The sequence below is a fragment of the Paenibacillus sp. 37 genome, from assembly GCF_008386395.1.
Classification (GTDB): domain Bacteria; phylum Bacillota; class Bacilli; order Paenibacillales; family Paenibacillaceae; genus Paenibacillus; species Paenibacillus amylolyticus_B.
Genome location: NZ_CP043761.1, coordinates 3,130,869 through 3,143,699, shown reverse-complemented (window position 1 = coordinate 3,143,699; position 12,831 = coordinate 3,130,869). Strand labels below are relative to the sequence as shown.

Annotated in this window: 8 protein-coding genes; 1 reads left to right on the top strand and 7 read right to left on the bottom strand. The window is 44.5% G+C overall.

The window, feature by feature from the left end; translation table 11 throughout:
• Positions 1-192 precede the first annotated feature (192 nt).
• From F0220_RS13590 to F0220_RS13575, 4 genes are all read right to left on the bottom strand, one after another.
• Positions 193-2,076 (bottom strand): beta-glucoside-specific PTS transporter subunit IIABC, encoded by a 1,884-nt coding sequence (locus F0220_RS13590; protein ID WP_091016697.1) that lies wholly within the window; start codon positions 2,074-2,076, stop codon positions 193-195.
• A gap of 211 nt (positions 2,077-2,287) precedes the next feature.
• Positions 2,288-3,118: a BglG family transcription antiterminator LicT gene (gene licT / locus F0220_RS13585; RefSeq protein WP_149846575.1), complete on the bottom strand. Its 831-nt coding sequence runs from the start codon at positions 3,116-3,118 to the stop codon at positions 2,288-2,290.
• A gap of 292 nt (positions 3,119-3,410) precedes the next feature.
• The gene (locus F0220_RS13580; protein ID WP_105598546.1) at positions 3,411-4,853 is read right to left on the bottom strand and encodes a 6-phospho-beta-glucosidase; all 1,443 of its coding nucleotides are present in this window, start codon (positions 4,851-4,853) and stop codon (positions 3,411-3,413) included.
• A gap of 464 nt (positions 4,854-5,317) precedes the next feature.
• Complete coding sequence (locus F0220_RS13575) at positions 5,318-6,148, bottom strand: amidohydrolase family protein (RefSeq protein ID WP_091016702.1); 831 nt, start codon at positions 6,146-6,148, stop codon at positions 5,318-5,320.
• Between the two features lie 259 nt (positions 6,149-6,407).
• Between F0220_RS13575 and F0220_RS13570 the strand changes: the two genes are divergently transcribed.
• On the top strand, positions 6,408-8,132 hold the full coding sequence (locus tag F0220_RS13570; RefSeq protein ID WP_105598545.1) for a cellulase family glycosylhydrolase: 1,725 nt from the start codon (positions 6,408-6,410) through the stop codon (positions 8,130-8,132).
• Between the two features lie 129 nt (positions 8,133-8,261).
• Here F0220_RS13570 and F0220_RS13565 read toward each other — a convergent pair whose 3' ends face one another.
• The 3 genes from F0220_RS13565 to F0220_RS13555 form a co-directional block, all read right to left on the bottom strand.
• Positions 8,262-8,657 (bottom strand): hypothetical protein, encoded by a 396-nt coding sequence (locus tag F0220_RS13565; protein ID WP_091016706.1) that lies wholly within the window; start codon positions 8,655-8,657, stop codon positions 8,262-8,264.
• Between the two features lie 363 nt (positions 8,658-9,020).
• Positions 9,021-11,003 (bottom strand): sucrose-specific PTS transporter subunit IIBC, encoded by a 1,983-nt coding sequence (locus tag F0220_RS13560; protein ID WP_105598544.1) that lies wholly within the window; start codon positions 11,001-11,003, stop codon positions 9,021-9,023.
• A 26-nt stretch (positions 11,004-11,029) separates the two neighbouring features.
• The gene (locus F0220_RS13555) at positions 11,030-12,505 is read right to left on the bottom strand and encodes a glycoside hydrolase family 32 protein (RefSeq protein ID WP_105598543.1); all 1,476 of its coding nucleotides are present in this window, start codon (positions 12,503-12,505) and stop codon (positions 11,030-11,032) included.
• Positions 12,506-12,831 lie beyond the last annotated feature (326 nt).

The following is a 12,831-nucleotide window of genomic DNA, read 5'->3' as shown; positions in this document are numbered from 1 at the left end:
GTCAGAGCCTTTGAACGTATTCAATTACCGATTCAAAGGGAGGAAACGCAGTCTCATCGCATGTGTCATGTTCAATAATCCACCTTTCATTATCATGTATAGATGTACAATCCTAATTATAATTTTCCAATTCCACCATGTCAACGGAACGATGAAAACACTTCACCATCAGATTAATACATCAATCTACTTTTATTCCTGTCCCTTTCCGCTATTCAACTTCAATAGAAGCTCCTGGCTATGAACCTGACCTGTAGCCTGTGGAATTACATCCTCGTAGTTGGCTGAGTTGGTTACAATAATAGGTGTCACCGTATGAAAACCAGCAGCCTTAATCTGTGCAATATCGAACTCAAGCAACAGATCTCCCGCTTGGACCCGATCGCCTTCCTTGATATGGGAAACAAAATGCTGCCCATCCAATTTAACGGTATCAACTCCCACATGAACCAATATTTCAGCACCAGTGTCTGACACTACAGCCAAAGCATGTTTTTTCTTGAATGCAACGGTAACTGTACCGTCAAAAGGCGCTACAACTCTGCCCACAGCTGGCTCAATCGCAATACCTTTACCCATGGCTCCCGATGCAAAGGCCGGATCCGGAACTTCCGATAATTCAACAATTGTTCCTTCGATTGGGCTAAATACAATTTCGTCCGAAGCATTCGCTGCACGAACAGGTTGCTCGGCAGATGCAGCAGGTTCGGTTTTTGTTTCTTCTTCTACCGGATCTTTAAAGCCCATAATGTACGTGAGTACAGCCGAAACAACAAAGGATACTACGATACCCAGAATCAATCCTGGGAAACCTTGTCCACCTGGTCCGTAGAAGATTGGCAAGGTCAGCAACCCTGGTGCACCGGATGCAAATGCCAATGTACCCGCTTGACCAATGATAGCTCCACCAACTGCACCACCGATAACTCCTGCAATGAATGGACGTTTCAGTGGTAATGTTACCCCATAGATGGCCGGTTCCGTAATACCGAACAAAGCCGTCAACGTGGATGATCCCGCCAGCGTTTTCAGTTTTTTGTTCTTGGTTTTCAACATAACCCCAAAAGCAGCACCCGTTTGAGCAAAGATTGAAGCTGTCGCAGCGGGTTTTACGCCATCCTGTCCATACACTGCAACGTTATTGATAAATACCGGAATAAGACCCCAGTGTATTCCGAAGATCACGAGCAGCTGCCAGCTTGCACCCATAACGGCTCCAGCGAGCAATGGACTGAATCCAAATGCGGCAACGAGCCCGGCTGCAATTGCATTACCAACGTACACACCAAATGGTCCGAATACCAACAGTGTCAGCGGTACCATAATCACTAACAAAAACAATGGTGTAACAAAGTTTTTCACACTATCGTGAAGTGTCTTATTAAAGAACTTCTCCAACTTGCTCATGACAATGACAGCTAAAATGATAGGAATAACCGTTGATGAATAGTTCATCAGAATGACAGGGATACCGAAGAAATCCGTTGGTGTTCCCTCTGCTTTCAACGTGACGATGGATGGATAGATAAGTGCCCCTGCAATCGTCATCGCAACAAACATATTTCCCTGGAATTTACGTGCTGTTGTAACCGCTAACAACAGAGGCAGGAAGTAGAAGAGACTATCTGCTGCTGCATACAGGATCGTATAAGTTGTTTCTGTCGTTTCCAGCCATCCGATATTACTTGCAATCAACAATAACCCTTTTAGAATACCGGCTCCCGCCATAACTCCCAGAAGTGGAGCAAAGATGCTGGAAATGATATCAATGATACCGCCAATCCCCTTGGCTTTTTTGCCCGGTTTTTCTTTGTTTGACGAATCATCCAGAATGTTGCTGATCTGTCCAATGGCACTATAGACTTCAGGCACCTTGTTACCAACAACTACCTGGAACTGTCCTCCATTTTCTTTGACTGCGATGATGCCTTCTGTTTTCTCCAGTTTGGCTTTGTCTGCCTTGGCATCGTCCTTCAATACAAACCGTAATCGTGTTGCACAATGAACCAGCGATTCCACATTTTTCTCACCGCCGACCAGTTCTACAATCTCTTTGGCCAGTTTCTCTTGACTCATGATCTGCACCCCCACTTTTTCTCAAACAGGCCCTTTACCGATTTTTTTGCACGCAAAAAACCTAAGCCTTGAGCAGGGGGACACAATGGTCCTGACCTTCTCATGACTTAGGTTTTGCCTGCATAACCAGTAACAATCCCAGTTAAATCGTATTCAATTCCTGTTAATCACATATTATTATAATTAAACCATTTTTGTCAACATTTAAATATTATCGATTAACCACTCGTTCGATATGAACCGTCAGATACAATTTTTCTTCATTGGTCAGCTCATGATTGTATTCCTTTTTGACAAACAACTCAATTTTCTCCGTACACGCTGCGGCATCCGGATGTTTCTCCTTGATCATGTCATAGAAATGATCATAGTTGTTGTCGTAATGCATACCACTGAGCACACGCTGGGAAAAGAACTTCAGATGTGTGATAAAGCGAAAATAACTAAGAGAGTCCTCATCAAATTCCATTTTGAAATGATACTTCGCTATATTAATAATCTGCTGGATAAACTTCGTAATATTCATCGTTGTAATAACTTCTTCGTTCATCTCTGCGTTGACAATATGAAGGGCAATAAAAGCGGCTTCATCTGGTGGAAGCTCAATATTCATTCGGGTGTTGATCTGTTCCAGCGTCCTCAGGCCGAGTTCGAATTCGGGCTTGTACAACTGTTTGATCTCCCACATTAATGCGTTCTTGATCTCCACGCCTTCCCGATAACGTTCGATGGCAAAGTTAATATGATCCGTAAGGGACACATAGATGTTCTCATTGAGCTTTCGGCCCAGATTCTCACGCGCATACGTGATGATCTCTTCCACAATTTCAATCAGTTCCATCGGAACTTCACGCAGCAGCATTTTGAAATTATCGGAAGTTTGTTTGTTTTTCAATGCAAATACTTTCTGGATGCGGGTCTCGTCTACTTTATCCCCCGGCTTTTTCTTAAAGGCAATCCCACGTCCCATCACCACAAGCTCTGCTCCATCCGCCTGATAGATGCTAATGACGTTATTGTTGATAACCTTTGCTATTTTCACTTCAATCCCCCCGTCACGTTCCACTCTCTTGGCAGTTATACATCGTCTTTTGGGCATACAAAAAAAACCTGAAGCATCACAAAATAAACAAGACATGGTGGTCTGCTTTTTTTGGTGCTTAGGTTTTGCCTACTTCAAGTAGTAACAATCCCAGAAACGATATAATTGCGTCAAGTATAGCGCGAACCTGACTATATGTCAACGCTTTCAATGTGAGGAAAATCGGAAGTTCCATAAATTCATGGTTCTTCCGATTGCTTATAATTAGAGCTAATCCGATTTACCTTTATGACTAAGCGTCACCCAGGTTGGATCCGTTGGATTCGATCACATTTTTGTACCAATTAAAACTCTTCTTCTTCAGTCGTGTCAGCTCACCTTGACCTTCATTATTACGATCCACGTAAATGTAGCCATAACGTTTTCTCATCTCACCTGAGGATGCACTTACAATATCAATAGGTCCCCAGCTGGTGTAACCGATAATGTTCACCCCATCCTGAATGGCCTCACCCATTTCAGCTACATGCCGTTTCAAGTAGTCAATCCGGTACGCATCATCCACTTCACCTTCCGGGGTAACCACATCATTGGCACCAAATCCATTCTCAACAACAAACAGAGGCTTCTGATAACGATCATGTAGTTGATTGGCGGTAATACGGAATCCTTTGGGATCAATCGTCCATCCCCATTCGGACTTCGCCAGATATGGATTGGCTACCGAGCCAAATACATTACCACTGGTCATATTTTTGATAACTTCCGGATCGGTACTAGTTGTACGACTTGAATAATAGCTGAACCCGATATAATCTACGGTATGATTCTTCAAGATTTCCGCATCACCCGGCTGCATAACAATGTTCAATTCGTGATCTTTGAAGAAACGTTTGGCGTAACCCGGATATTCCCCACGTGACTGCACATCGATGAAGAAATAGGACTCTCTATCTTTTTCCATCCCCTGGAACACATCTTCCGGATTACAAGTATACGGATAGAAGCTTCCTGCGGCGAGCATACACCCAATCATGGCACCAGGAATAATCTGATGACATGCCTTGACTGCCAGTGCACTTGCAACCAGTTGGTGGTGAGCAGCCTGATATTGAATTTCCTTAATGTTATCCCCTTCATTAAACGCCAGCCCCGCCCCAAGGAACGGAAGATGTAAAAGCATGTTGATCTCATTAAATGTCATCCAGTATTTCACCTTGTCTTTGTAGCGAGTGAATACCGTTGTAGCGTACGTTTCAAATAGCGTTACCAGTTCACGACTTCTCCAGCTGCCATACTTCTCGATCAGATGCACAGGCACATCAAAGTGAGCCAATGTAACCACAGGTTCAATGCCGTTTTTCAACAATTCATCAAACAGGTTATCATAAAATTGTAATCCGGCTTCATTTGGCTGTGCATCTTCTCCTGTCGGGAAAATCCGTGCCCAGGCAATGGAGACACGCAGTGCCTTGAATCCCATTTCGGCAAACAGAGCAATGTCTTCATGGTAACGGTGATAGAAGTCGATCGCTTCATGTGAAGGATAGAACTCGGTAGCAAGCGGCGTGAAAGCTGGAACATGACCTTTCATAATACTTCTGCGGTTCTCTCCTGTTGGCAGCAAGTCAACGATACTCAGCCCTTTGCCATCTTCCAGATACGCGCCCTCCGCCTGATTGGCAGCAATGGCTCCACCCCACAAAAAGTCTTTAGGAAATTTAAAATTCGTCATCATCATTCTCCTTCCAAATATGTAATTCAGCTGTCCGCTCCAATCGTAAGAAACATTAAAAAGACAAAATATTTAAGTTGAACTACACAATTACACATAAACGGAGAGGACAGAAAAAATCTGGAGAAGCGAAGCGTTCGCCTACAAGCTTTCTGCAAGAAAGCTACATCGGAAGCATACGCTATCACCGGATTTCCCCTTTAAAAAGGGATCAAAAAATCTGGGGATAACAGCGATTGGAAGATTGTTCTGTCCGCGCAGTCGTCACGTGTAAAACGGTTGTTCAACTTAAATAGAAAAAACCCGAACCAGCCTGGGTACACGATTACGTGTAAACAAGCCAGCTCAGGTTATGCCCATATCGGTAACATTCCCAGATCATGATTATGCGGATTGGATAAAACTTTAGCAAGAATCAGAACAGTTGTCAACTTCTTGAAACCGGTTTTGCTTCGGATTGCCCACTACGATATTTGATAGAACGCAGCACATGTGCCGCCAAGAATCATCTGTTGATCTAGTATAGGTAAGACATTAATGTGAGAGTTAATGAGACCGTATACTTCAGAATACGTAGCTGAAACGTTGCTCACCGGCCAGTCGGACCCAAACATCAACCGTTCCGCACCAAAGGCTTCTATGGCGATATTCAGATAGGCTGTAAAGTCGCTCGGAGTCCAATTCGCCCAGTCTGCTTCCGTCACCATTCCTGAAAGTTTACAGTACGCATTAGGTTGTGCGGCCAATGACTCAAGTGCTTCTTTCCATGGTGAGATTATACCTGATTTTATGTCGGGTTTGGCAAGATGATCAAGTACAAATCGCTGCTCAGGAAACGCCTTAACCAATTCAACGGCATAAGGCAGTTGCTCCTTGGATACCAACAGATCATAGGCCAAATCATACTCTTTTAGCAATGAAATTCCGCGCTGAAAGTCTTCTCTCAATACATAATCCAGATCAGGTTCATCCTGTATGACATGACGTACGCCCTTCAAATACGGATTGGATGCGAATAGTTCAAGCTGATTCCGAACTTCATTTGAACAAAGATCTACCCATCCGACAACACCTTTGATACATTCATGCCGATCTGCCAGCTGCAGAAGCCACTCGGTTTCTGTCAGTGATTGTCTGGCTTGTACCGCAATACATCCAACCAGTCCTGATTGGACCAATAAAGGTTCAAGATCTTGCGGAAGAAAAGATTGACGAATGGTTTTCATCTCTTCGCCAATCCATCCGTACTCGGCGACATTGTATTCCCAGAAATGTTGATGTGCATCCAGCTTCATATTAGATCTCTCCCAGGGTATTTAAATTTATTATCATTAAAAAGCAATCACTGATTTTCACATGATTTTTATTCCAATTGTGCAGGTATTGTCCAATATTAAATCATGATATAGTAAATTACGAAAACGCTTTCAGTACATAAATCGGTGGTGATTCCAGTATTAAACAAGTGAATTTTTGTTTGCGTTGAGCTCTATTTTCACCCTGCTTAACCGCTATTCACGTTCAACCATTCTCTATTCGAAGGAGACTATATTAATGAAAAAAAACCGCAAATCAGTCCTATCTCTTACACTTGTGACTGCCCTGATTCTATCCCTATTCTCCTCCGCTATGGCTTCAGCTGCAACTGACAACAGCGAACAGGCCAGTGCCTCACCCCCTCCAAGTAAAATGCAGACCTATGTGAACGCCATGGAGCCTGGCTGGAATCTGGGTAACTCTCTGGACGCCGTTGGTGAGGATGAGACAGCCTGGGGCAACCCACGCATTACGAAGGAACTAATTCAGTTGATTGCAGCTGAGGGCTACAACAGTATCCGTATTCCTGTGACCTGGGAAGCCCACATCGGTGACGCACCCGACTACATAATTGATTCCGCTTACATGAATCGGGTTCAAGAAGTGGTAAACTGGGCCCTCGATGCGGATCTCTACGTCATGATCAATCTTCACCATGATTCTTGGCGCTGGATCAGTTACATGGAGAAAGACCATGACAACGTGCTTGCACGTTACAACGCTGCTTGGACTCAGATTGCGGACAAATTCAAAGATGCATCCGATAAACTTATCTTCGAAAGTGTTAACGAACCACGTTTCTCCGAAGGCGGCACAACAGATGCAGCGATTGGATATCGCATGCTGGACGAGTTGAATACTTCTTTTCACAAGATCGTAAGAACTTCGGGTGGAAACAACGAGACACGTCCACTTGTGCTTCCAACGATGCATACCTCTTCCGCTCAACCTGATCTGGATGAACTTAATAAGACCATTCAAAAATTGAATGACAGCAATATTATTGCAACCGTTCACTACTACGGGTTCTGGCCATTCAGTGTGAACATCGCGGGTTACACCAAATATAACGAGGAAGTACAGAAGGACGTTACTGACACATTTGATCGGGTATACAATGCACTCTCAGCGAAAGGCATTCCGGTTATCGTTGGTGAGTATGGCTTGCTTGGTTTTGACCAGCACACAGGTGTCATCGAGCAAGGCGAAAAACTGAAATTCTTCGAATTTGTTGGACAATATCTGCGCCAAAAACAGATGACAACGATGTTGTGGGACAACGGACAGCACTTCGGGCGCACAAGTTTTACTTGGTCTGATCAGGAACTATTCAATACCATGAAAGCCAGCTGGACAGGTCGCTCATCCACAGCCGAAACGGACCTCGTATATCTTAAACAAAATGAAGCTATTCAAGATAAAAAGGTAAAACTCAATCTGAATGGGAACAAATTCAATTCGTTGAAGAATGGCACTACCCCTCTTGTCAGAGGTAAAGACTATACGATCAAAAAAGATGTACTTACGTTAAAATCCAATCTGTTAACCCAATTGACAGCCTCTGGTGATTTGGGCGTAAATGCCACACTCACAGCTGGATTCAACCAAGGTGCTGAGTGGAACTTCAATATCATTAAATATGACACACCTAAGTTGAACGATGCAACTGGTACAACCAGTGCATTTGCCATTCCGACTACGTTTAACGGCAATCAGCTGGCCACGATGGAAGCAACATATGCAAACGGAGAGAACGCCGGTCCACAGAACTGGACTTCGTTCAAAGAATTCTCCTACACATTTAGCCCAGATTACGAACGTAATGTGATTGAGCTGAAACCTAACTTCTTCAATGAAACCAATGATGGCGAAGTCACGCTTAAGTTCCATTTCTGGAACGGAGATGTGCTGACGTACAAAATCACGAAAAATGGAACCAGCGTTGTTGGCGTAGCTTCATAATAGTTATAAGGATTCCCCACTTGATCTATACCTGTGGGGAATCACGAAACGTTCTGTCCAGAGCCAGCGGTTCGAACAGAACGTTTTTCCTTTTAATCAGATAATCCGTATCCCATTATGAATGACCGTTCACAATAAAAACGAAACATCTCCACTCTGGCTATGAATGACATACGTTGCACCAAGCCCTTTATATACAAGACCAACTGGAGCCTTGTTACTGGAAACGACATAGAGATGCTGCGGATACCAGCTGTGACACAACTGGATATCCTGGCAACACTGAGGCAGATTATTCTCGAACACAAATGCATTGGTGACCATATATTCGGGACGAGTCTGTTGCATCCCTTCCGTTTCTTGAATATAACGCACAGGAAATGCTCCAAGGGTTTGAAGTTGTTCCCGTTCCTCTTCACTGTGTACAAGCACAACGAAGGCTAATCCCTTTTTCAGTAATAAATCTACAAAATTCATCCCCGCTGCACTGTGCCCTGCTGATACAACAATCATTGCTTCATCCATTGCTGTCTACCTCGCCTTCACATCAGATCCGCATATTTCATTTCAAGTACGTTATGTGCGAATCATAGTCCTCTATCTTCCTTTCCGCAATTGAGCCGTATCCGATTCTGCACCTTCCTGGTTGATTCCAGACCGTAATCCTGTTCATATCCTGTCTAATATGCCCTTTACGCTCTGGATCTCCTTATATCTCTTTTTAATCGCTTACATGTACAGATTCAAAGCAAAATGTCTTAATACCTTGGCTGAAAGTAATGCAAAAAGGCAAAGGAAACCTGATGATACACACAGGTTCCCTTTGCCTTTTGCGATTTGTATTTTTCTACCTCCATGTTCCAGTACATTTCTATTTCAAACGATCACTTATTGTGGCTCAGTAAATTTCACTACCAGTACTGCTTCCCCATTGGCTTGAACATGGCCAGTTGACGTTGCTGTTACAGTTTCTATCGCTTCGTTTCCACTTGGGATCAAGACAGGTGTAATCAAAGGGAGACCCGCGGCCTGAATGACATCCATGTCAAATTCAATCAACAATCGACCTGCAGTTACACGATCTCCGCTATTCACATGCGCGGTAAAACCGTTCCCTTTCAGTCCAACCGTATTAATTCCGATATGAACCAACATCTGCACACCTGTTTCATGCTCCAGAATCACCGCATGTTTACTCTTGTTCATCACATGTGCGATGACACCATCAAACGGTGCGTACACTTTTCCTTCTGATGGCTCAATGGCAATGCCCTCACCCATGTGTTTTTCCGAGAACGCCGGGTCAGGAACCTGCTCCAGAGCAACGACGGTACCGTTCATTGGCGAAGCTATTTCGAGAAAATCTACCTTAGGACGATTGCTTGTAACGGCATCGGTAACTGAATTAATACGCGGATTAGATTCCTCTGCTATAACTTCAGTTGATGTTACTCCACTGTTTTCATGGCTCACCACTTCTTCTGCAACCGGTTGGTCCTTATATCCGAAGAACCAGGTAAGTGCAAAAGCAATGGCCATGGCAACCACGTTGGACAAGATATACAACGGCAGTTGGCTGTTCAGATAGAGCAGTGTACCGGGAATAACCGTTACTGCCATGCCTGTACCTTGCAGATGGAACAGGGAAGCGATGAAACCACCTACACCACCACCAACCAGTCCCATAATAAATGGTTTCATGTAACGCAAGTTAACTCCGAAGATGGCTGGCTCAGTAATGCCTAGAAATGCGGACAAGGAAGAAGGTAATGCGAGTGCTTTGAGTTTCATATTTTTGGTCTTCAGACCGACTGCGAGACAAGCCGCTCCTTGTGCTGCCATGGCGCAGGTAATAATGGCGTTGAACGGATTGAATCCCGTTTTCTCCAGTAGTTGAATCTCCAGGAAATTAAAGATGTGATGTACACCGGTAACGACAATAATCTGATGGAAGAATCCAATGATTATACCTGCGATGCCAAACGGAAGATCCAATACGGCAGTTGTTCCATGCAGTACCCACTCTTCCAGGGAATGGAAAACGGGACCAATCGCGAATAGTCCAAGCGTAATCATGACTGTTAACGTAATAAAAGGAGTCAGAATCAAGTCCAGTGCCTCAGGTACACGTCTTCTTAATACCTTTTCAAACTTGGCTCCAATCAAACCTACAAAGAACGCAGGCAGAACCGATCCCTGATAACCCACGACAGGTATAAAACCGAGCATATGCAGCGGCTGTGCTGATCCATCTGCCACCGCGTAAGCATTGGGTAATGCGGGATTGACCAGCATTAGCCCGAGTACGATACCAAGTACCGGACTTCCACCAAATACGCGGAATGCGGACCACGCTACAAGTGCAGGTAGAAACGCAAATGCCGTATCCGTCAGAATCTGAGTGAACAACAGGAAATTGGAAGAGATATCATCAGGTGTTGCCCCAAACAACGCCAAAATTTCATTCTGGGTAAGTAATCCGCGCAAGCCCATGAACAACCCTGTAGCTACCAGTACGGGAATGATGGGTACAAATACGTCACCAAACGTGCGGATAGCCCGTTGAAAAGCATTTCCTTCCTTTTTCCCCTGACTCTTCACATCATCCTTGGACGATCCTTCGATGCCCAGCTTCTCAACCTCTTCAAAGATTCGATTCACTGTTCCCGTACCAAAGATAATCTGATATTGACCCGAGTTGAAAAAGGCGCCTTTCACCTTCTCGATGTTCTCGACCGTTTTCTGATCAATCTTTTCTTTATCTTTCACCATGATGCGAAGGCGTGTTGCACAGTGTGCAAATGATGCGATATTCTCTTTGCCCCCGATGGCATGAATGACTTCCTGGGCAATGCGTTGATTCTCCGACATGTTATCTCATTCCTCTCACGTAATACTTAATAATGCCATTGTGTTGCTTCAAAATCAGCTTTGCCTCCGCGTGCAAAGAAACGAATATCCACGCTGTCCCGGCTTGGGAAAATCCGGCTGGTAAAGACCTCTTCCCCATCGTTCACAAAAACCTCGACTGAAGATGCATCTACGAACAGATGGAACTTAATCACTTCCGCAGTAAGTGTGCACTGTCGTACAACGCCATTCTGCTCTGCCAGCTCGGCACCAGACATCGTCCGATCCAGAATAACTTTCTGCTGAATCCGATCATACAGAAGAATCGTTTTCTCAGTTCGACTTGCACGGAATTCGATGCCCACCATCTCTGCATCTACTTGGCTTATCTCACAGATCAGCTCAAAGGAAATTCCCTTCAAACCAGTGAAAGATCGACTCTCATGGTCAATCGTTGCGCGAATATGCGTGCCTTCCTCCTGCTGACGCAATTGGATCATTTCAGCAACCGGTTGTTGAATTAACTTCCCGTCTCGTAGTGTCAACTGCCGAGGAATGGTCAGGCAATGTGCCCAACCGTTATCATCTGTCGGATACGCCAGATCGGGAAGCCCCATCCAACCAACAAGAATACGTCTTCCGTCCGGGCCCTGCATGGTTTGCGGAGCATAGAAGTCAAATCCACGATCCAACTCCTGAAATTCACCATGATTGAACTCTCTCGTCTGGAGATCGAGCGACTCACCGATCAGATAACCGGACTGAAAAATATTCTGATAATGATCTTCCGCAGCATCTAAGCCTTGTGGGGAAAAAACAAGTACACCTTTCCCGTCCATCTCCATATAATCCGGGCACTCCCACATGTAACCAAAGGAGGTTAATTGCGTGCGAATTTCACCAAGAAACTCCCAGTTGTTTAGATCAATTGAGCGATACAGTACCGCACATCCCGTCTCGTCTGTTCTCTGCGCACCAATTACACAATAATACGTGTCTCCTTGTTGCCACACCTTGGGATCTCTGAAGTGTTCCGTGTATCCGGCTGGAACAGACGAGATTACGGGATAATTCAGTTTGGTTACTGAACCGCTTTCATCCATGACTGCCAAGCATTGATACGGATGTCTGACCCAAGCCTCATCCCTCGTATTGCCTGTGTACAGCAAGTGCAGGTTGCCGTCTTTTTCAATCGCACTGCCGGAGTAAGCTCCGTGTGAGTCATACCAGCTATCCGGTTCGATTCCAATCCCGACATTTTCCCAGTTCACCAGATTCTTCGAGCGGGTATGATACCAGTATTTCATGCCGTGTTCTGTTCCAAGTGGAAACCACTGATAGAACAGATGATAATAGCCTTTATAATATACAAAGCCGTTAGGATCATTAAGCAGACCTGTTACAGGCTGAATATGGTAACTCTGTCTCCATGGACACTCGGATATCTGTGCTTCAAGCTTCGCAATCTCACCAGGCTCAGCTTGCTCAATTCGTCTGTAGCGCTGCTCTCTAGTCATTTTCATAGCTGTTCTCCATTCTTGCTTATATAAGTTAGACCAAGAAATTTCACACTGGGACTACGATAGCAGAACAATCCTCCGATCGCTGTTATCCCCAGATTTCCTGATCCCTTATCTAAAGGGTGAAATCCGGTGATAAAGGCGAACACTCCGTTTCTTCAGATTTTTTCTGCCCTCTCCGTCATGTTTATTTCTTATTTAACTTATACGAAAATCAAATTATAGGAACCGGTTCCAGTGGGTACAAAAAAATAATTCCACCTGGCATTAATGCCTGCCCGTATTCGCATATCCGTATTGGATATCCACTATGGAACCGGTTCGATGGA

Excerpts from the sequence above, each read along its gene's own strand:
- F0220_RS13590 (WP_091016697.1), bottom strand. The coding sequence starts at position 2,076 with ATGAGTCAAGAGAAACTGGCCAAAGAGATTGTAGAACTGGTCGGCGGT.
- F0220_RS13580 (WP_105598546.1), bottom strand. The coding sequence starts at position 4,853 with ATGACGAATTTTAAATTTCCTAAAGACTTTTTGTGGGGTGGAGCCATT.
- F0220_RS13575 (WP_091016702.1), bottom strand. The coding sequence starts at position 6,148 with ATGAAGCTGGATGCACATCAACATTTCTGGGAATACAATGTCGCCGAG.
- F0220_RS13570 (WP_105598545.1), top strand. The coding sequence starts at position 6,408 with ATGAAAAAAAACCGCAAATCAGTCCTATCTCTTACACTTGTGACTGCC.
- F0220_RS13565 (WP_091016706.1), bottom strand. The coding sequence starts at position 8,657 with ATGGATGAAGCAATGATTGTTGTATCAGCAGGGCACAGTGCAGCGGGG.
- F0220_RS13560 (WP_105598544.1), bottom strand. The coding sequence starts at position 11,003 with ATGTCGGAGAATCAACGCATTGCCCAGGAAGTCATTCATGCCATCGGG.
- F0220_RS13555 (WP_105598543.1), bottom strand. The coding sequence starts at position 12,505 with ATGAAAATGACTAGAGAGCAGCGCTACAGACGAATTGAGCAAGCTGAG.